Origin of the sequence: Ruminococcus sp. 5_1_39BFAA (assembly GCF_964240875.1) — a bacterium.
Taxonomy (GTDB): Bacteria; Bacillota; Clostridia; order Lachnospirales; family Lachnospiraceae; genus Blautia_A.
In genome coordinates, this window is record NZ_CAXSVO010000002.1 from 413,738 (window position 1) to 432,517 (window position 18,780).

General features: G+C 44.5%; 20 protein-coding genes. 17 read left to right on the forward strand and 3 right to left on the reverse strand.

From position 1 onward, the window contains the following. The first annotated feature begins 31 nt into the window (after positions 1 to 31). The 7 genes from ACESZH_RS04640 to ACESZH_RS04670 all read left to right on the forward strand — a co-directional run bounded on the left by ACESZH_RS04640 (position 32) and on the right by ACESZH_RS04670 (position 6,242). Positions 32 to 1,540 carry a DUF5702 domain-containing protein gene (locus ACESZH_RS04640; RefSeq protein WP_373211935.1) on the forward strand — a complete coding sequence of 503 codons (1,509 nt, stop codon included), beginning with the start codon at positions 32 to 34 and terminating at the stop codon, positions 1,538 to 1,540. Between the two features lie 28 nt (positions 1,541 to 1,568). Then, a complete protein-coding gene (locus ACESZH_RS04645) occupies positions 1,569 to 2,417 on the forward strand; it encodes a hypothetical protein (RefSeq protein ID WP_373211934.1) in 849 nt (282 codons plus the stop codon). Positions 2,418 to 2,429: 12 nt separating this feature from the next. Further along, on the forward strand, positions 2,430 to 2,846 hold the full coding sequence (locus ACESZH_RS04650; protein ID WP_373211933.1) for a hypothetical protein: 417 nt from the start codon (positions 2,430 to 2,432) through the stop codon (positions 2,844 to 2,846). A gap of 2 nt (positions 2,847 to 2,848) precedes the next feature. Then, on the forward strand, positions 2,849 to 3,277 hold the full coding sequence (locus tag ACESZH_RS04655; protein WP_373212792.1) for a TadE/TadG family type IV pilus assembly protein: 429 nt from the start codon (positions 2,849 to 2,851) through the stop codon (positions 3,275 to 3,277). After that, positions 3,274 to 4,704 carry a DUF6382 domain-containing protein gene (locus ACESZH_RS04660; RefSeq protein WP_373211932.1) on the forward strand — a complete coding sequence of 477 codons (1,431 nt, stop codon included), beginning with the start codon at positions 3,274 to 3,276 and terminating at the stop codon, positions 4,702 to 4,704. Before ACESZH_RS04655 ends, ACESZH_RS04660 begins: the two co-directional genes overlap by 4 nt. 267 nt (positions 4,705 to 4,971) lie before the next feature. Continuing rightward, positions 4,972 to 5,472, forward strand: a complete 501-nt coding sequence (locus ACESZH_RS04665; protein WP_373211931.1) for a type III toxin-antitoxin system ToxN/AbiQ family toxin — start codon at positions 4,972 to 4,974, stop codon at positions 5,470 to 5,472. A gap of 152 nt (positions 5,473 to 5,624) precedes the next feature. Continuing rightward, entirely contained in the window at positions 5,625 to 6,242 is a 618-nt protein-coding gene (locus ACESZH_RS04670) for a rhomboid family intramembrane serine protease (protein ID WP_373211929.1), read from the forward strand. Here ACESZH_RS04670 and ACESZH_RS04675 read toward each other — a convergent pair. Continuing rightward, positions 6,209 to 6,883 (reverse strand): PAS domain-containing sensor histidine kinase, encoded by a 675-nt coding sequence (locus ACESZH_RS04675; RefSeq protein WP_373211928.1) that lies wholly within the window; start codon positions 6,881 to 6,883, stop codon positions 6,209 to 6,211. The two genes, ACESZH_RS04670 and ACESZH_RS04675, sit on opposite strands and share 34 nt — an antisense overlap. A 158-nt stretch (positions 6,884 to 7,041) precedes the next feature. Between ACESZH_RS04675 and ACESZH_RS04680 the strand changes: the two genes are divergently transcribed. Further along, positions 7,042 to 7,446: an HIT family protein gene (locus ACESZH_RS04680; RefSeq protein WP_373211926.1), complete on the forward strand. Its 405-nt coding sequence runs from the start codon at positions 7,042 to 7,044 to the stop codon at positions 7,444 to 7,446. A 24-nt stretch (positions 7,447 to 7,470) separates the two neighbouring features. Next, positions 7,471 to 7,995 carry an RNA polymerase sigma factor gene (locus ACESZH_RS04685; RefSeq protein ID WP_373211924.1) on the forward strand — a complete coding sequence of 175 codons (525 nt, stop codon included), beginning with the start codon at positions 7,471 to 7,473 and terminating at the stop codon, positions 7,993 to 7,995. A gap of 10 nt (positions 7,996 to 8,005) precedes the next feature. Here the strand turns inward: ACESZH_RS04685 and ACESZH_RS04690 are convergent, their stop codons facing one another. Next, positions 8,006 to 9,073 (reverse strand): undecaprenyldiphospho-muramoylpentapeptide beta-N-acetylglucosaminyltransferase, encoded by a 1,068-nt coding sequence (locus ACESZH_RS04690; RefSeq protein WP_373211923.1) that lies wholly within the window; start codon positions 9,071 to 9,073, stop codon positions 8,006 to 8,008. Positions 9,074 to 9,160: 87 nt separating this feature from the next. Between ACESZH_RS04690 and ACESZH_RS04695 the strand changes: the two genes are divergently transcribed. The 4 genes from ACESZH_RS04695 to ACESZH_RS04710 all read left to right on the forward strand — a co-directional run bounded on the left by ACESZH_RS04695 (position 9,161) and on the right by ACESZH_RS04710 (position 13,175). Next, positions 9,161 to 10,063, forward strand: coding sequence for a DUF4367 domain-containing protein (locus ACESZH_RS04695; protein ID WP_373211921.1), 903 nt, complete (start codon positions 9,161 to 9,163; stop codon positions 10,061 to 10,063). Between the two features lie 71 nt (positions 10,064 to 10,134). Next, entirely contained in the window at positions 10,135 to 10,611 is a 477-nt protein-coding gene (locus ACESZH_RS04700) for a DUF6147 family protein (RefSeq protein ID WP_373211919.1), read from the forward strand. A 528-nt stretch (positions 10,612 to 11,139) separates the two neighbouring features. Then, complete coding sequence (locus ACESZH_RS04705) at positions 11,140 to 11,505, forward strand: hypothetical protein (RefSeq protein ID WP_373211917.1); 366 nt, start codon at positions 11,140 to 11,142, stop codon at positions 11,503 to 11,505. A 53-nt stretch (positions 11,506 to 11,558) separates the two neighbouring features. Further along, entirely contained in the window at positions 11,559 to 13,175 is a 1,617-nt protein-coding gene (locus tag ACESZH_RS04710) for an MBL fold metallo-hydrolase RNA specificity domain-containing protein (protein WP_373211915.1), read from the forward strand. A gap of 101 nt (positions 13,176 to 13,276) precedes the next feature. Here the strand turns inward: ACESZH_RS04710 and ACESZH_RS04715 are convergent, their stop codons facing one another. Then, positions 13,277 to 13,519 carry a TIGR03905 family TSCPD domain-containing protein gene (locus ACESZH_RS04715; protein WP_373211913.1) on the reverse strand — a complete coding sequence of 81 codons (243 nt, stop codon included), beginning with the start codon at positions 13,517 to 13,519 and terminating at the stop codon, positions 13,277 to 13,279. 261 nt (positions 13,520 to 13,780) lie between these two features. On the opposite strand from ACESZH_RS04715, the gene ACESZH_RS04720 reads away from it, so the two are divergent. The 4 genes from ACESZH_RS04720 to ACESZH_RS04735 all read left to right on the forward strand — a co-directional run bounded on the left by ACESZH_RS04720 (position 13,781) and on the right by ACESZH_RS04735 (position 18,743). Beyond that, positions 13,781 to 14,479, forward strand: a complete 699-nt coding sequence (locus tag ACESZH_RS04720; RefSeq protein ID WP_373211911.1) for a 5'-methylthioadenosine/adenosylhomocysteine nucleosidase — start codon at positions 13,781 to 13,783, stop codon at positions 14,477 to 14,479. Positions 14,480 to 14,565: 86 nt separating this feature from the next. Then, complete coding sequence (locus tag ACESZH_RS04725) at positions 14,566 to 14,931, forward strand: hypothetical protein (protein ID WP_373211910.1); 366 nt, start codon at positions 14,566 to 14,568, stop codon at positions 14,929 to 14,931. 188 nt (positions 14,932 to 15,119) lie between these two features. Then, positions 15,120 to 16,280 (forward strand): SAM-dependent methyltransferase, encoded by a 1,161-nt coding sequence (locus ACESZH_RS04730; protein WP_373211908.1) that lies wholly within the window; start codon positions 15,120 to 15,122, stop codon positions 16,278 to 16,280. Positions 16,281 to 16,292: 12 nt separating this feature from the next. Then, a complete protein-coding gene (locus ACESZH_RS04735) occupies positions 16,293 to 18,743 on the forward strand; it encodes a hypothetical protein (protein WP_373211906.1) in 2,451 nt (816 codons plus the stop codon). The last annotated feature ends 37 nt before the right edge of the window (positions 18,744 to 18,780 follow it).

Genomic DNA, 18,780 nt, shown 5'->3' on the forward strand with positions numbered 1-18,780 from the left:
ATAAGCATAAGAAATGAGGAGGTGTGTTTCCATGGTGAGAAAGGGCAGCATAACAGTATTTACGGCATTGATTCTGAGCCTGGTTGTATCTCTTCTATGCTCGGGAATTGAATCCGTGAGGATGGCGGCAGCCAGAACACAGATTTTGAATGGGCTTGATATCGGCTTATATTCCCTGTTTGGACAGTATGACAAGTCTCTTTTAAAGGACTATGATCTGTTTGCAGTGGATGCTTCGGGCAGCGGTGAGGAATTAGATCTGGCAGGTATATATGATAACCTGGAAAGTTATATGAAACCGATACTGGCACAAAACAGCCAGAAGCTGTCTATAGAAAACGGTGGGATTGCCGGATACCGGCTTCTTACGGATGAGGAGGGAGAGGTTTTTTACCAGCAGATTGTCCGGTATATGAAAGAAACACTTGGAAGCCGTGGAGTGCAGCTCCTCTTACAGAAAATGAGACAGCGGCAGAAAAAGACAGAGGAAGCGGAAAAAGCAGGGAGTGAGGCTGAAAACGGAAATGCGCTGGCGGTCTATGATTCGGAAATGAGTGAGGCTGCTGAAAAAAGTCAGGCAGCGTTGGAAGAGAAAAGGGCACAGGAACAGCAGAGCCAGAGCGAGGAGTTTACGGACGGAGGTTCTTCGGAAGAAGCGGGATTCGGAGGGACGGAGCTTGTTCCGGTTACTGTTCAGAATCCGATTCCTGTTATACAGAGAATCAGGTGGATGAGCCTTTTAGATCTTGTTTTGCCGCCGGACCGGAGCAGGTCGGATAAGAAGATACAAAAAAACGAGCTGGTATCCGGGAGAGAACTGGAGCAGGGGCTGCCTATGAGCGATGAAGTAAAGAGGGACAGCTCTCTGATTTCCCAGGTGTTATACCAGCAGTATCTAATGGATAAGCTGGGAAATTATAGAAGCCCTGGAAAGGGCGGTCTGGAGTATCAGATAGAATATATACTGGGCGGATATGGCAGCGATGAGGAAAATCTAAAATCCATTGCAAGAAAGCTGCTGTTGGTAAGAGAAGGGGTAAATGCCGTATGTCTTGCGGCAGACAGTGTGAGGCGTGCCCAGGCAGAAGCTCTGGCAATCGCTATTGCATCAGGATTTCTCATACCGCCTGCAGCAGGGATCATAGAAGGGGCATTGATTCTGTGCTGGGCTTTTGGAGAAAGCATTTTGGATGTTCGAACCTTATTTGCTGGAGGAAAGGTACCGCTGGTAAAGGATTCGTCCCAATGGCAGCTATCACTGGAGAATTTGCCGGCCTTACTGGAAATTGCAGATGGAACAGGAGCAAATGAGGAAGAAGGGCTGGAATATGAAGATTATCTCCAGGTGTTTCTCCTGGCTGCGAAAAAGGACCGTAAGGTCTGGCGGGGAATGGACATGCTGGAGTTGTCCATGCGAAGTGCAGATGGCTGGGAGGGATTTCGGCTGGATACCTGTCTGACGGCATTGGAAGCTTCCGTGGATGTGAGGGCAAATAAACGAAAAAGCTTTACAGTTACAAGGCAGTATTGTTATACGTAATGCGGTATTGGGAGGGAGGCGCAGAAAGATGCTTTTTCAGGGAGTATTGGTGAATGAAGAACAAATGATAGACAGATGCGGAGATACAGATAGAAGAAAACAAATGAGAAATCACCATGATTACAGACGGAAGGAAAGGAAACGCTCTCGAAGTTTTGGGTTGGTTCTGGCAGCCCCGTTGGTCAGAACAATTCTTTCTGGAAAAGTATCTCTGTGCGTCTCCTTTGGGAAGCTGGTAAAGAAGCTGAAAAAGGCAAGCCTGACTGTGGAGACCGCGCTGGTCCTACCCCTGTTTTTCTTTGGAATGGTAACAATGATTTCTTTTATGGATATTTATAAGCTGCAGACAGAACATTTATCAGCGTTGTGCCAGAAGGTCAAACAGGCGGGGATGTACGCTTATGTGCTGGATGGAAGCGGAGTTGAGGAGATCACTCTGCCGGATATCTATTCCTATCAGCCTGTGGGCGGATTTATTCCACTACCCAAGATACGAATGTTTAATGTGGTAAAGGTCCATGCCTGGACAGGTGCTGAGCATAAAAGCGGGGAAAGCAGCGAAGAAAGCACGGAGGTCATGGTGTATGTGACAGAATCGGGACAGGTTTACCACAAGAAGCTGGGATGTACCTATCTTAATCTGTCTGTCACCCAGGTATCGGGAAAAAGTGTTCCGAATCTTCGAAATGATTACGGTGAGAAATATCATGCCTGTGAGACTTGCAGCCGATATCAGAATCCTTCCGGCACTGTGTATATAACAGAAAAGGGAAACCGGTATCATAATCAGAAAAACTGCAGCGGTCTGAAACGTTCTGTGCGTCTGGTAAAGGAGTCGGAGCTGGACGGAATGCGCTGCTGCAGCCGATGCGGATGAGAGGAGAGAAAAATGCTGAATGAGGTTTGTGCTTTGGTATTCCTGAGTGTGAACAGTTGGTTTGATGTGAAGAAAAGGGAAATATCGTTGGCTGCGGTGGGAATATTTGGGGTGTTGGGATTGCTGTTAGCGCTCTATAATGGGGCGCTCTCCTGGAATTTGCTGGTTCCCATGGGAATCAGTGCAGGAGTGATCGGACTGAGTAACGTGACAGGCGGAGCAGTGGGAATGGGGGATGGTCTGGTTCTGATGGTACTTGCAATCATGCTGAGCGGCGGAGAGTTTTTAGCTGTGCTTTTTATGGGACTTTTGGGCAGCGGCGTCTGTTCGTTGATCATGCTTCTGGTGTTCCGAAAAGGAAAAAAATATGAAATTCCATTTGTTCCGTTTATCCTTTTGAGCTATGTGGGAGGATTGATATTGTGGTAAAGATGGATAAAAAGGGGAGTCTGACCGTGGAGGCTGCACTTTTAATGCCTGTGCTGCTTCTGGTTGTGATGGGAATACTGTATCTGTTCTTCTGGGTTCATAACAGAGCATGGTTGACAGCGGCTGCCTATGAAGCGGCCATTAGCGGGAGTATGGAAGGAATCAAAGAAGAGGGAAAGGTTCAGGAAACTGCAGAAGAAAAGGGAAGAGAGCTTGGAAGCACAGGCTTTTTCGGGGCGGATAATCTCACTGTTCAGGCGACGGCAGGAAAAAAGGTACAGGTAGCGTATAACCTGGATACAGTATCTGGTTTTGGCGGCTTTTCTTGGCACCTGTGTGCAGAGGGAGAGGCCGCGGTGCTAAAGCCGGTGAGTTGGATTCGAAAAGTAAAAGCGGCTGCCGAATTGATCGAAGGACTGGGTGATGGATGATGAGAGCAGAATATAAAAGAGATATGAACCATAATTTCCTGATTCTCCATGAGGAAGAGGAGATCGACACAGGCTCCTACCAGGTGAGAATGCTTGCAGGAAACGCGATTCCTTCTGTATTGAAATGCAGGATACAGGGAATAGACGGCAAATTTATGATTTATTACGACATTACCTCTCGGCAGTCGGTGTCTATGCTGTTTGAGGAGAAAAAGCTGGATTTTGGGGATTTGCAGTTGATCTTTGGCGGATTTGTGCAGGTAATGGAGGAAATGTCAGAGTATTTGCTGAATCCAGGGAGGCTGGTTATCCGTCCGGAATATATGTATGTGGATTTAGAAAAGCGGCAGCTATTTTTCTGCTACCTGCCGGGCTTTGAGGTGGATGTAAGAAAGCAGTTTCAGGAATTGACGGAGTATATTCTGCCTAAGCTGAATCATGAGGACAGCGCAGCAGTTATGTTGGGTTACGGTGTATACAGGCGTGCATTGGAGGATGGCTTTCATCTTGAGCATATCAAGGAGGAGCTTTACCGGGAGAGAGGAGAGGCTATCTCCACAGAGGCGCTTCAGAAACCGGAAAAGCACCAGGAACCAGAGATACCGGAAAATCTTGAATTAGGAGAGGATTTATGGGGAGCAGAAGAATCTGTACAGGGAGCGGATAAGAAAAAGGCAGCAGAAGAACCTAAAAAACCTGGAAAATTTGGGGTTGGATATAAAATCCTGGGCTGCTTGTCCGGCGCGGCTGTTGCTATGGCTGTGATTTCTGCAAAAGTAATGGGGTACCTTCCGGGGATTCCTATGGAAATGCTGCTGGGCGGAATCATAGTGACTATGGGGGTCAGTATGCTGACTTATGCAGCTTTTTCCAGAAGAAAAAGGGAGAGGGCGGAGGCTGTTTCCCTGGCCGTACAGGAAAAGAGCAATACGGACAGTCTCTTTGAGAAAGCTGCGGCAACAGAAGCAGTAAAATCTGAATGCGGGGACAGAATGCCAAAAAACAGAAAGGAAGTCATGACCGTGTGGCCGATGACCGCCCGGCAGGAAGCATGGAAGGATGACGAAGACGACAGGCAAGAGCCGGAGAATTATGGAGAAACCGTAGTGCTCTCAGCCAATATATCGGCAGGTCCATCCAGCCTGGTGAGTCGGGAGCCGGGCGAGCTGGCGACAATCTATTTGAAAGACGAACTGACTGTGATAGGTAAGCTTGCAAATGCCGCAGATGCGGTGATCAATCTGCCTACCGTCAGCCGCGTCCATGCAAAAATCAGAAACAGAAACGGAGAATACTATCTGACAGACCTCAATTCCCGAAACGGTACCTCTGTAAACGGACAGATGCTGCGTCCCGATGAGGACTACCAGTTAAAGGATCAAGACGAGGTGGATTTTGCCCAGGCAAGGTATGTTTTTCTGAAATAGGGCAACCGCAATCTACGCACGGGCATTGGATAAAAAATAAATATAAAAATGATTGACTATCGTTTCAAAACTGCATATACTATAGGTGAACAGATCATGTTTAATTAAAGAGCGTTGCTGCTTTGAGTGCAAACCTTTAATTTAAAAGTGCTTCACTACTTTGAATGTGAACCTTTAATTTAAGTGCTTCGCCACTTAGAAGAGCGAGCCGTTAATTGCAGGGAGATGAGGTTACTCATCTCCCTGATGTTGTATACGGAGGATTGTATGGATTTTTATAGGGTGGATAAAGAATATACGAAATTTCTGCAAAAATATGAAAAAGAGCATAGAGGTACTACAAAAGTGCCGAATATACGTTATGCAGACAGAAATAAATTTGCCGTTGGGACAGTTTTAAAAGTTAATAATATTAATTATTATGTATTAGTGTCATCTTTTGCGAAAAAACAAGAAGGCAATATCTTGATTCGTGTACCAGGTGACAAGCAGGAAGTAAAAGGGTCTTTAAGATTTAATTATATGATACCGGTTCCTGAATACTGCATAGAGAAATTGATTATTAAAGACGTTGAGGATGAAAAGTATAGAATACTATTAAATAAAGAATACGAATTTTGTGTGAATCACGAAGACAAGATACGGAAAAAGGCGAATAAGATTTATGAAATGGTAACACAGAACAAAAAGCAAATATTAACAGATAATAGTTGTGATTTTCGATTATTAGAGAAGGCATATAAGGAATACATAGGATATCATGGGTAAATATATATCAGATTTTGGGTGGGGTATCGGATAAAACGGCGGCGATCGTTTTTCGAAGGCAGCAAAATGGATAAAATTTGGAAAAATTTCAGATATGCTTTGTATTATTACCGCTAATTTGGTATAATAGGGACACTTAAAGAGGTGATTGTTTGGAAGAAATAAAAAAGGCGCCCATGACGGTGCTGTTGATGCTGGTAAACGTGATCGTATTCCTAGCGGTAGAGATCACCGGAGGTTCGCAGGATACGCTGCATATGGTAGACTGTGGGGCGGCGTTTGCACCGCTTATTATAGAAAATAAAGAGTGGTACCGTCTGTTTACCTGCATGTTTCTTCATTTCGGAATGAGCCATTTGGCTAATAATATGCTGGTTCTTTTTGTACTGGGACAAAGACTGGAGCCAGTGGCAGGAAAAGTGCGGCTCCTGTTGATTTATATTTTGGGAGGAGTCGGCGGAAATATTTTTTCCTTTTTCCTGGATCTTGAAAAAGGGGATTACGCAGTGTCTGCCGGGGCGTCTGGCGCAGTATTCGCGGTGATGGGCGCCATGATTTACGTCCTTGTGCGCAACAGGGGTAGGGTACAGGACCTGTCAGCGCGTCAGATTCTTATCATGGCCGCCTTTTCGTTATATTTTGGCTTTACCAGCAGCGGTGTGGACAATGCTGCCCACGTTGGCGGGATGATCTGCGGCTTTTTAATTGCCGTACTTGTCTATCATCCCGGGAGAATTTATCCCAGAAAAATCCGAAATGCAGAGCCTTGACCGAGGGCACTTTCTACTTCGATGCGGCCACCATGCGCCTGAATGATTTGGCGGGTGACAGCCAGTCCTAAGCCGTTTCCGGTGGATTTGAAGGTAACAAAAGGGGTGAATATGTCCGGTAACTGTTCTGCTGATATGCCGGAGCCGTTATCCTGAATGGAAATACAGGCTCCGTTTTTGACTGGAAAAGCCTGTACCAGAATCCTCCCGTGGGGCGGGGAAATGGATTCCTGGGCGTTGCGGAGCAGATTCAGTAAAGCCTGCCGCAGTTTTACACGGTCTATGGGGAGAGTGGGAAGGGAATGGGAAATATCTGTTTCCAGAGCGATTCCCAGATAATTCATAGTGGATTTCACACTGGAAAGAACCGTGCCTAAAAAACCGCATAAATCAGTATCTGCCAAAGTAAGCTTTCCGGCATTATTGTAGTCAGAGAGGTCGTTAAGAAGTTCCCGGATATATTCCAGATTGTCTGTTATGTCATCCCAGCAATCGTAAGCTGTAATCTCAGGATGGGAGGAGGCCAGCATCTGGAGTTCACTGCTTATCAATGCAATGGGATTTCGGATTTCATGGGAAAACATGGATAAGGTACATTGAAATTCCTTTTGTAATTGCTCTGCTGTGGTATTTGCCTGCATATCATCACCTCATGGGAAGTGTAACACCTGAAATTTTTAATATCAACAAATATCGTCTTGAAAAAATCGAGAAAATACGACACGGAATAGGTGAAAAAGACCATATTATGGCACTCCGTGAGTGTTGTAAAATGTATAAATTTAAGGAGGAAATTAACATGGACAACTGCATTTTTTGCAAAATTGCGAATGGTGAGATTCCATCTGCCACTTTATATGAGGATGAGAATTTCCGCGTGATTCTGGATTTAGGCCCTGCAAGCAAGGGACATGCTCTGATCTTGCCTAAAGCCCATGCTGCAAATATTTACGAAATTTCGGATGAAATGGCGGCAAAAGCAATGGTGCTGGCAAAAAAAATGGCTGGAAAAATGACAGAGGCGCTGGAATGTGACGGATTTAACATTGTACAGAATAATGGAGAGCCTGCAGGTCAGACGGTATTTCATTTCCATATGCACCTGATTCCGCGTTATAATAATGATGGAGTAGGAATTACGTGGAAGCCAGGCACTCTTACAGATGAAATGAAGGCGGAGATACTGGAAAAAATGCAAGGTTAAGCAGAACCGGAGAGAATACAAAAGATGAATAGTGAAGAATTCAGGGATTTTTACGGAAATTACTATGAATTCTCAACAAGGATTGCAGCGGGAATTGTGAAAAGCCGTGCAACAGCGGAAGATATCAGTCAGGAAGTGTTTTGCTATTTCTACAAGATCATGGATAGACTGGACAGTGAAAACGAAAAGAAGCTTCATGCGCTTGTAGTAATGGAAACTACAAATAAAGCTAGAGATTATCTTCGCAGAGCACATGTGAAACGGGAAGTGACTTCTTTGGATGAAATCGAAGAAGGAGCGGGTGAAAAACGGGCGGAAAGTGCAGAAGCATTGCTTCTGGGAATTGAACAACGTGAATATGTAAGGATGGTTCTTGAAAAGCTGCGCAGTAAGAACCCGATGAACTATGAAATATTCATGAAGATAACGTTTATGGGTGAAACGCCTGAGATGGTTGCTGAGGAATTCGGTATCACAAGAAATAATGTGAATAACAGGATCCTCAGAACCAGACTCTGGCTAAAAGAAGAATTTAAAAGGCTGTATTAGGAATTGCCCTTTATGCGCGGGTGCATTCTTCGATGAGGTTTACAATATGTTGGATGGAATTCAGGTTGTTTCCACCGGACATAGCATCGATATATGACTGGCGCTCTGCGTAAAGCTTGCGGATTGTATTCAGAAGAACCTCTTCGGTTATTTCTTCTTCCTCAAGAACCATACTGTAGCCCTGACGCTCAAAGGAGCGGGCATTTAAAATCTGATCGCCGCGGCTTGCTTTTGCAGACAGAGGAATCAGAAGGTTCGGTTTGGCGAGGGCAGCCAGTTCGCAGATGGCATTGGCCCCGGCGCGGGAAATTACGATATCAGCAAGGGCAAACATGTCTGGAAGCTGTTGCTGAACATATTCGTACTGGACATAGCCAGGGGTACCCTGTAAACTTTCATCCATTTTACCTTTTCCGCAGATGTGGATTACCTGAAATTCTTCCAGAAGCTTTGGAAGAATTTTTCGAACATTTTCGTTGACAGATGCTGCACCAAGACTGCCGCCGATTACCAGAAGGACAGGCTTGTCCGTATGGAAACCGCAGTAAGCTCTGGCTGCTTCTTTATCACCATGCAATAGCTCCTGACGAATAGGAGTGCCGGTGAGAACTGCTTTGTCCTTTGGCAGACTATTTACTGTCTCGGGGAAATTGCAGCAGATTTTAGAGGCAGAGGAGAGACACAGCTTATTGGCAAGCCCAGGAGTCATATCGGATTCGTGAATTAAAGCCGGGATATGACGTCTATTGGCGGCAATGACAACAGGAACGGTTACAAATCCTCCTTTTGAGAATACAACATCAGGCTTTAACTGTTTTAAAAGCTTTTTGGCCTGTCTATAGCCCTTCAAAACACGGAAGGGATCAGAGAAATTTTTGATGTCAAAGTAACGCCTTAATTTACCGGAAGCAATTCCGTAATAAGGAATGCCCATTTCTTCTATCAGCTTCTTCTCAATACCATCATAGGAGCCGATATAGGAAATTTCATAGCCCTTTTCCTTTAATGCAGGGATGAGAGCGATGTTGGGAGTAACATGTCCGGCGGTACCGCCGCCGGTAAGAATAATATGTTTCATAGGGGCCTCCTGAAATTTCTTTTTATAGATAAATATGAACCCCAATGAAAGAATTGTCAAGAAAAGATGAGGTTCTGGGAGAAAAAAATGAACAGACGAGCAGAGGATGAGGAGCTGGATAAGCTGCTTGATGAAGAACTTATATGGGAAGCAGAAATGATAGAGCATGGTCTTCTCTCAGATAGTGAGATTGAGGAAAGGCACATGTCAAAGGCTGAAATTGACGCTTCCTTTGATAAATTGGTAGAAAAGCTGAAAGCGGAGGGTGTTTACCGTGAGGATGAGAAGCCTCGCGAAGAGTCATCTGAGTGCACCGCAGCGGCTATTTCTATGGAAGAAAATGGAAATAGCGGTAAGGTTATCCCTATGCCTGAACGGAATGCTGACAAAGACAAGGGCCTTAAGAGGAGATACGGGCTTGGTAAGGTTGCGGGCTTAGGGTTGGTTTGCATCTTAAGCGTATTGGGGGCCAGTATGAGTATTGAAGGGAATCGGCAGTATTTCATAGAAAAAATCGATTACTTTATGGGAAATGATACACAAATTCATATTGATAGTGATTTTGATGTGACAGTCAACGAAGAACAGGGGGAACAAAATGCGATCGCTACTATTGAGGAAGTTCTTGGAGTAAAAATGCCAATATTCAGATATCGTCCCCACTCGTTTACGTTTTGTGAGTTCGAGATAGAAGAAACCAGTGAAACGGCCTTGGTCGAATATGAATATAACGATATCATATTAACTTTATTCGTAGACAAAAAAGATAAATATGGAAAAAAAAGCAACTTAAGTTTAGATGGAAAAGAGTTAGGGACAATTTATAGCGATAATGGAGATATCCAAGTAAAAGTAATGAAAATTCAGGATAAAAATGATGAGGCCCCTAGTTATATAGCTACGTGGAACGAAAATGATACATTTTATCAGATTTGTGGAAAGATGGAGGAGACGGAATTTATTAAATTAATTGAAAAAATGCAGTTTTAGAGTGATTAAGGGTAAAAAATTTCGTATTGTATTTGTAATGGGCGTTTGCAGATGAATGGAGGTGATTAAGAGTGAAGTGTAGAATATTAAAAAAGTCAGGAATATTAGCAATTGCCATTGCGGCTTGTATGCTTAGCTCATATCCGGTTTTGGCATCAGATGATAGCAAAATAACAGATGAGGAAACTACAGAAGATCATGCTGAAGATACCAGTTATAGTTTGCTTCGTGGCAATAATCTGAATTTTGGAACAAGTGAAATAACGAGGCTTGCTAGTAATAAGGTTAATCTTTACGGTCTTACACAGTGCCATAGGGATTGCCTGACTGTGTATCTGGATATGGACTTAGAACGAAAGGTAGATGGCTATTACTCAACCTATAAAAGTTGGGAGTTTACGGCTAGTAATGTTAATCACTTAAGCAAAAGTATTGATGTTCTTGTGCCAAGTGGTTATTATTACCGTGTGCGTGGCTACCATGCAGCAGTAAACGGTGGCACAAAGGAGTCTACCACAACGTTGACGAAGGGGATTAAGGTTAAATGATTATGTGAAAATCATTTAACGCCCTTTCCAGCCACCCCGTTTTCGCAAATTTCACAAATACATATTACGTATTACATAATCTGCGAAGATTCACGGTATCAGACGAGAGGCTTTTATAAAAGGGCGCTATCCACAAGTTTTTCTTTTACAAAAGTTGACAGCATGTGAGATTCCTTTATGCAGACATGCTGTCTGGGTTTTGCAGGACGCCTGCTTGCAAAATTAACCACTTTCCGGAGATACCGGGCGAAGCCAAGAGGGAATTTCCTTAAAATCAGCGCTGTCCACACAGTGATTCCGGGAAAGTAACTTTGCGGTGAGCAGGGGAAAGGCTGATAGTCCAAACAATTGTAACTATTAACGCTCACCATTATACGACTTATTACAACTGAATAGCGAGACATGGCTGTGGATCACAGTTCGAAAAATAGTGAAAATACGAATTTGCAAACCTGCATTACCGTTCTGTGGCGCGAAATGACTGCAAGTTATTCTTCGATAAAATGAAACTGTAGACCTCGAAAACGAATGTTAGCTTACTTAGAAACATTAAGTTTTATGTATATCTCTGATGGGAATGATCTTTCTGCTTGGAGAGACGACCAGACCGGTTCGATGATTGATATTCTTGCGATTGGAACGGGAGAGGATAGCAGCATCAAACTGGTTGATAAAATTCTGGAAGGGCATGAGGTTGAAACTTTGATTTTTCCTATGGGAGAAAATAAAGAAGCTTTGGAACGGCACTTTAAAAAAAAAGGAGTATCCAGACTTCTGACTGGCGATGGTTTTTTGAAACGAGGAGATTGGAACTTTACTTATTGGACAGACAATGGACATCTCAGCGTAATAGTTGGGAAAAATGCTGTTAAATTCCTCGTTTGTCGTGTATAATAAATACAACAAAAGTAATTATTGTATTTTTCTCGACAAAAGGGGGAATGCACATGAAGATTACCTTTTTAGGGGCGACACATGAGGTAACAGGGAGTTGCTACTATCTGGAGGCTGCCGGAAAGAAATTCCTGGTAGACTGCGGGATGGAGCAAGGTCCGAATTACTACGAAAATAAGGATATTCCTGTAGCCTGCGGGGAATTGGATTTTGTGCTGCTGACACATGCGCACATGGATCATTCAGGAAATCTTCCCGCTATATATAAAAAGGGCTTCAGGGGTCAGGTGTATGCTACAGAGGCAACCTGTAACCTTTGCGATATTATGCTGCGCGACAGTGCGCATATTCAGATGTTCGAGGCAGAATGGCGTAACCGTAAGGGACGCCGGCAGGGTAAGCCGGAATTTGTGCCAGCTTATACCATGGAAGATGCCATGGGCGTTCTGCGCAATTTCGTGGGCTGTCCGTACAATCAGGAAATCCCTCTGGCAGACGGTCTGCGTGTCCGGTTCGTGGACGCAGGACATCTTCTGGGATCCTCAAGCATTGAGCTGTGGATTCAGGAGACGGGTCAGGAGGAAAAAATTGTTTTTTCCGGGGATATTGGAAATACGGATCAGCCATTGATCAAAGATCCTCAGTATCTTCATGAGGCGGATTATGTGGTAATGGAATCTACCTACGGTGACAGAAGCCATGGGGAACGTCCGGATTATGTGAGGCTGTTAGCTGAAATTATCCAGCAGACCTTTGACAGGGGCGGAAATGTGGTGATTCCTTCGTTTGCCGTTGGCAGAACGCAGGAAATGCTGTACTTTATGAGACAGATCAAAGCGGAAGGACTTGTGCATGGGCACGAAGGCTTTAAGGTCTACGTTGACAGCCCGTTGGCAATTGAAGCTACCAATATTTTTGGTGAGCACCGTTATGACTGCTACGATGAGGAGGCATTGGAGCTGATTCAGCAGGGAATCAACCCTTTGAGCTTCCCGGGACTGAGAGTGTCTGTGACCAGTGATGATTCCAAGGCCATTAACTTTGACGACGACTGCAAGGTTATTATCTCTGCCAGCGGTATGTGTGATGCGGGACGGATAAAGCATCATCTGAAGCACAACCTTTGGAGAGAGGAGAGTACGATTCTTTTCGTTGGCTATCAGGCGATCGGAACTGTGGGACGTGCGCTGCTTGAGGGCGCATCGGAGATCAAGCTTTTTGGAGAAACGGTATATGTGGCGGCTGAGATACGCCAGATGCCTGGTATCAGTGGTCATGCTGATGTGAATGGCCTTTTGGACTGGGCGAGAGCATTTGACCGGAAACCGAAAAAAGTATTTGTTACCCACGGGGAAGACAGCGTGACGGAAATTTTTTCCAAGCGGCTTAGGGAAGAATTGGGCTATGATGCAACAGCACCCTTTAGCGGAACGATCTATGACCTGGCAGCGAACCAATGTCTGTACGAGGCGAAAGGGATAAAAATAGAGAAAATTTCCCTTTCCCATAAGGCATCAAAAGCAGCTCGTGCATACGAGAAACTTGTTTCTATGGGACATCGTCTGATGTCTGTGATCAAAAAGAACCAGGGATGCCCAAACAAGGATTTAGAACGTTTTTCCAGAGAGATACAATCCCTCTGTGATAAATGGGATAGGACGGACCTTTAAAAAATATGTAAAAAACGAATCTCCGGGATGCCAGACCCGGAGATTCGCTTTAGAATTCTTAAATTATCCATCGGGCTATAGCACGGACGACGGGATAAGTCTTATGACAGAGCGCCTTTCAGTGCCAGGGTAAGCTGGTCCGGACATGAAGTAGGCTTGTGACCGCATTTGATTCCCTCCAGGCGCTTGATCACTTCATCTGCATCCATACCCTCTACTAACTGGGAAATTCCCTGAGTATTTCCGGAACATCCTCCCACAAATTTTACATTGTGTACTTTCTTTTCATCATCAATTTCAAATTCGATTGCCATTGCACAGACACCTTTTGTTCTGTATACCATCTTTTTATTCCTCCAGTATTTTAAAATTAATTTTCCATAAGCGGAAATACATCAAACTATTTATCATTCGATGTATGAGTGCCCCTATTATAGCAGAATTGAAAACAAGTTTCCATATGATTTAAAGAAATAACCTTGCCGCAGTAAATTAAACTTTGATAAAAGTCGAAGATTTGTTATAATGAAAGATAATTGTAAAGTAACTATTTTTGAGAGAAAAAGAGAATAAGAAAAATTTGAATATATGGAGGAGTGATTATTATGAATTGTATCGGTATTATTGGAGCAATGGAGCAGGAGGTTTCCAGATTAAAAGAAATGATGGAGGATGTCAGGATCACCAGCAGGGCGTCCATGGATTTTTATGAGGGAATCTTAAAGGGAAAAAAGGTAGTAGTGGTGCGCTCCGGGGTCGGCAAGGTGAACGCAGGTATGTGTGCGCAGATCCTGGCGGATGTTTTTCAGGTGGAAGCTATTATCAATACGGGTATCGCGGGAGGCCTGAACAATGATATCAACATTGGAGATATTGTGCTTTCCACGGATGTGCTTCACCATGACATGAATGCAGTTGGGTTCGGATATCCAAAGGGACAGATTCCGCAGATGGATGTATTTTCTTTCCAGGCAGATGCTGCGCTGAGAGATGCGGCGGCAAAAGCGTGTCAGGAGGTGAATCCGGAGATCCAGGTGTTTGAAGGCAGGATTGCTTCCGGTGATCAGTTTATCTGTGAGCAGAAGGTAAAGGATGAGATTACAAATGAATTTGGCGCTTTTGCCGTGGAGATGGAAGGCGCCGCTATCGGACAGGCTGCATGGCTGAATCACGTGCCGTTTCTTATTATCCGTGCCATTTCGGATAAGGCGGATGGAAGCGCTCATATGGATTACTCGGCTTTTGAAGCGGCAGCAATTGAGCACAGCGTAAAGCTGACTGCACGGATGATTGAGAATCTGTAAGAAAGCAGTGCCTTTGCCGGGGAACGGCAGCCGGTTTCCTGCATATACTGGAATAGATGACAGTGAAGGGAAACAGGTCTTTTCGAATGTATTATAAAGATTTTTATCCGTTTTATACAGCGTTTGGCTCCCCTGTTCTTTTGGATGGAGAAAGGGTACAGGAGGAAGAGTTTGCTCTGATGAAATCTTACTATCCCGATACGGCCAGAAGGATTCAGGAAAAGGTAGAAGAGGAATGCGGGCTGATGGATTATGAAGGAAGCCGCCTTTACGATGAGTACCCTGATAAATACATGCTGTATCACATGGGGCAGTGTATTAAACATGCTGTGGAACCGCAGGCTGAAATGGAAGCCATGTCAGACGGTCTTTTGGATGATTTGGTCCAGGTGCTTCTTTTTCAGGAGATATCCAGAAGAAGATGCCGCAGGCGTCGATGCAGAGGGTGGTAGACTTTGATAGGGTGAATGGAGCAACTGCGAACGGAGTAAACAGTAACCAAATCGGATATTTTTGTAGGTGAATGAAAGAATAGTATATATACAAGAAGGAAGAAAAAAGATATAATGAAAAAAGCTGGACCGTAGTTCTATGGTGCGGGCGACGAAGAGCAAAGCAAGGAACAAGCGAAATAAAAAATATGAAGACATTACAAGAATATTTGGAAGAACAGGTTAATGAAAGGCTGCAGCAGATCGTTTTAAGCGGAAGCAGAGGCGGCGGCCCTTCTAAAGTAAAGATACGTCCGGTGGAGCTAAAGGGGCGGGTGTATTATCAGGCATCCGCTGCCGAGGGCACTAAGATCTTTCATAAAAATTATACAAAAGATGAACTGATCACCTATGTTACAGAAGCTCTGGGTCATGATTTTTCGCAGATGCAGGCCACAGGGCAGACGCTGGACGGGACAGTTCTGGTGAGCAAAAAGGGTAAGATGACAATAAAAACAAAATCCCACCCTGCCGCAAAGCCGGTACAGATGATGGCTCATAACCGGGTAAAACAATATATTTTAAAAGAAGATACGCCCGTTCCGTTTCTGGTGGATTTGGGTGTCATGAATACAAAAGGGAAAGTCATTTCACAGAAATACGATAAATTCCGTCAGATTAACCGTTTCCTGGAATTTATTGAGGATATTCTGCCAAAACTGCCAAAGGAGCGGGAGGTTACGATCCTTGATTTTGGATGCGGAAAATCTTACCTTACCTTTGCTATGTATTATTATCTGAAAGAATTGAAAGGGTATGATGTCAATATCATCGGGCTGGATCTGAAAACAGATGTAATTGAGAACTGTAACCGTCTGGCAGCAGGCTACGGCTACGAGAAGCTACATTTTTTCCAGGGAGATATTGCAGATTACGAAGGCGTTTCCTCTGTGGATATGGTGGTGACGCTGCACGCCTGTGATACTGCCACGGATCATGCGCTGGCAAAAGCTGTGGAGTGGGGTGCGAAGGTGATCTTGTCTGTGCCCTGCTGTCAGCATGAGCTGAACAGGCAGATAAAAAATGATACTCTGGCACCTATTTTGAAATACGGGATTTTAAAGGAACGTATGGCGGCTCTGATCACAGACGGGATCCGTGCCAATCTTTTGGAGAGCAAAGGCTACGATGTACAGCTTCTGGAATTTATCGATATGGAGCATACGCCGAAGAATCTGTTGATTCGGGCGGTAAAGACGGGAAAAAACAGAGATACGAAGGTGATTGCAGATACTATGGAGGCTCTCAATGTGAGGCCGACATTAGAAAGACTTCTGTACCAGTCAGGGGAGATGGGGGAAGAAGTTTAAGGGGAGAACAGAATGAAAAAATTTTTGCGCAGAGCCATTATCTTAATGGTCATCTTTGTGCTGGGCGTGACGGGAAGCGCCTTTTTGCTGAACAGCGAAACCACGGACGACCGTTCCGATATGAATGATCCGGTGCTTCCTGAAATTATGGTGGACCTGGGAGGCAATTATGCCAACCGGATGTATGGATACGCACAGCCTATGCAGGCGGATTTTATCAGGGACAGCCTGACACCGCTGGATGCCACGAAAAAGCTTACATTTGTCATTAATCCTTACGATACGAAGGTAAACAGTCTTTCTTATGAAATACGTACCTCCGATGGCAGTAAGGTGATCGAAAACAGAAAAATTAAAAGTTTAGATAAAGAAAACAGTTACCTGAAGGCTTCCGTGGAAATAGGCAGTGACCTGCGCATGAATCAGGAGTATTCCCTGCAGATTTCCCTGGATACCAATAAGGGAACAGGCTATTATTATACCAGGATTATTTCCAGATCGAATCTCAACGCAGATAAGTATGTAAAATTCGTTAAAAGCTTTTATGAGAAGTGTATGGACAAGACTGCCGCTGAGGATCTGGCGAGCTATCTGGAGCCGGAAACCACGGGCGCAGCCACGAATTTTACGGATATTAATATTAAATCCACTTTTTCGGAGATTAGCTGGGGCAACCTGAAACCGCAGATTTATAAGAGCGGAATCCCTGTGATAAAGGACATTAATGAAACTACGGCGAGCCTTTCTCTGGAATATCAGATGTCTGCAAAGGATGCGGATGGAAATACAGAGATTTACGATGTGACAGAGTTTTACCGCATGCGTTATACGGAGACAAGAATCATGCTGCTGGATTTTGAGAGAAGTGCCCAGCAGGTTTTTGAGGAATCCTCCATACATATATCAGACGACGGTCTTCTTCTGGGAGTAAGAGACAAAAATGTTTCGTATGTTATGAACGATACGGCTGGAGTTTTGGTTTTTGTCCAGCAGGGAGATTTGTGGTCATACTCGCCTGATGACGGAAAGCTTGCCCAGATTTTCAGCTTCAGAAAGCAGCAGGACGGTGATTTCCGGGATTCCAGAACACAGCATGACATTAAGATCATCCGTGTGGATGACAACGGAGATGTGGACTTTGTTCTTTATGGATACATGAACAGAGGAATCAGGGAAGGATACAGCGGTGTATGCGTGTATCATTACAGCAATGACCAGAATGTGGTGGAGGAAAAGATTTTCATTCCATCTACAGAGTCCTATGAATTCCTGAAGGAAGATTTGGGAACCCTTTCCTACGTAAGTACGGACAACCAGCTATTCCTGCTGTTTGCGCAGAAACTGTATCAGATCAATATCAGCGAGGGAACCTGTCAGATCCTTGAGGAAGGGATTAACAGAGAAGATTTCGTGGTATCTGAGACAAATGCTTATGCAGCATGGCAGCTTCAGGAAGGTGAAGGTGCGGGACAAATTCGGGAGATTGAATTTGAGACGCTGCAAACCAGACAACTGGCTGCCGCTGAAGGGCAGCAGATCTGTCCGCTGGGATTTATGAATGAGGATCTGATTTACGGAATCATTGTAAACGGTGATGTGGTAACAGACGATAACGGTCATGAGACACGGGGAATCCACACTCTGCGTATTGAGGGCTTTGACGGAACGGCAAAAAAAGAATATCATCAGGATGGACTGTACATCACCAATGTGACGGTGGGAAGTACGCTGGTGGAATTTGAACTTTCCGCAAAATCAGGCAATACATTTGTTCCTCAGAAAAAGGATACGATCATGAATAATAAAAAGGCAGCGACAAAACAGGTATCGGTAGAGCTTGTCAGCAATTCAAGAACCGGAACTCAGGTACGGCTTGCCTTTGAAGATGAGCCGGAAACGGACGAACCACTGGTGGTTTATGCAAAAATGAGAAGTATGGAAGACCGTCAGGTGGTTCTGGATAAACAGGTATCTCAGGATGAAATTTATTATGTCTATGCAAAAGGGGGACTTGACAGTACTTATTATGACCCGGCGCAGGCTGTCATGCGGGCTGACGAGCAGACCGGTGTGGTACTGAACGGAGCGCAGCAGTATATATGGGAGCGGGGAAATAAAAAGACAAAGCTGACCCTGAATCTGGAGGATGTGCCGGAAATTATGCGCACAGGTTCATTGGACAAGCAGACTCTGCAGGATGGACTGGGAGATGCGGGAACGATCATAGACCTGTCCGGCTGTACGTTGGATGGTGTGCTGTATGAAATCAGCGCCCAGCGTCCGGTGATTGCCAAGACCGGGGCGAACTCCAGCGTGGTCATTATTGGCTATGATGAATACAACACATGGCTTTACGATCCGGCGACCGGAGAGACATATCCTTATGGAATGAACGACAGTACCGCATTATTTGAGGCAGCAGGCAATATTTTTATCAGTTATATTGAAAGCTTTAATTATTAAAAATATTAAGAGTTTTATTTAAGGAGGATGAGAAACT

Excerpts from the sequence above, each read along its gene's own strand:
- ACESZH_RS04675 (WP_373211928.1), bottom strand. The coding sequence starts at position 6,883 with ATGCAGGCAAATACCACAGCAGAGCAATTACAAAAGGAATTTCAATGT.
- ACESZH_RS04730 (WP_373211908.1), top strand. The coding sequence starts at position 15,120 with ATGAAGACATTACAAGAATATTTGGAAGAACAGGTTAATGAAAGGCTG.
- ACESZH_RS04695 (WP_373211921.1), top strand. The coding sequence starts at position 9,161 with ATGAACAGACGAGCAGAGGATGAGGAGCTGGATAAGCTGCTTGATGAA.
- ACESZH_RS04640 (WP_373211935.1), top strand. The coding sequence starts at position 32 with ATGGTGAGAAAGGGCAGCATAACAGTATTTACGGCATTGATTCTGAGC.
- ACESZH_RS04645 (WP_373211934.1), top strand. The coding sequence starts at position 1,569 with ATGCTTTTTCAGGGAGTATTGGTGAATGAAGAACAAATGATAGACAGA.
- ACESZH_RS04660 (WP_373211932.1), top strand. The coding sequence starts at position 3,274 with ATGATGAGAGCAGAATATAAAAGAGATATGAACCATAATTTCCTGATT.
- ACESZH_RS04720 (WP_373211911.1), top strand. The coding sequence starts at position 13,781 with ATGAATTGTATCGGTATTATTGGAGCAATGGAGCAGGAGGTTTCCAGA.
- ACESZH_RS04725 (WP_373211910.1), top strand. The coding sequence starts at position 14,566 with ATGTATTATAAAGATTTTTATCCGTTTTATACAGCGTTTGGCTCCCCT.
- ACESZH_RS04680 (WP_373211926.1), top strand. The coding sequence starts at position 7,042 with ATGGACAACTGCATTTTTTGCAAAATTGCGAATGGTGAGATTCCATCT.
- ACESZH_RS04665 (WP_373211931.1), top strand. The coding sequence starts at position 4,972 with ATGGATTTTTATAGGGTGGATAAAGAATATACGAAATTTCTGCAAAAA.
- ACESZH_RS04650 (WP_373211933.1), top strand. The coding sequence starts at position 2,430 with ATGCTGAATGAGGTTTGTGCTTTGGTATTCCTGAGTGTGAACAGTTGG.
- ACESZH_RS04655 (WP_373212792.1), top strand. The coding sequence starts at position 2,849 with ATGGATAAAAAGGGGAGTCTGACCGTGGAGGCTGCACTTTTAATGCCT.
- ACESZH_RS04705 (WP_373211917.1), top strand. The coding sequence starts at position 11,140 with ATGTTAGCTTACTTAGAAACATTAAGTTTTATGTATATCTCTGATGGG.
- ACESZH_RS04685 (WP_373211924.1), top strand. The coding sequence starts at position 7,471 with ATGAATAGTGAAGAATTCAGGGATTTTTACGGAAATTACTATGAATTC.
- ACESZH_RS04690 (WP_373211923.1), bottom strand. The coding sequence starts at position 9,073 with ATGAAACATATTATTCTTACCGGCGGCGGTACCGCCGGACATGTTACT.
- ACESZH_RS04710 (WP_373211915.1), top strand. The coding sequence starts at position 11,559 with ATGAAGATTACCTTTTTAGGGGCGACACATGAGGTAACAGGGAGTTGC.
- ACESZH_RS04735 (WP_373211906.1), top strand. The coding sequence starts at position 16,293 with ATGAAAAAATTTTTGCGCAGAGCCATTATCTTAATGGTCATCTTTGTG.
- ACESZH_RS04715 (WP_373211913.1), bottom strand. The coding sequence starts at position 13,519 with ATGGTATACAGAACAAAAGGTGTCTGTGCAATGGCAATCGAATTTGAA.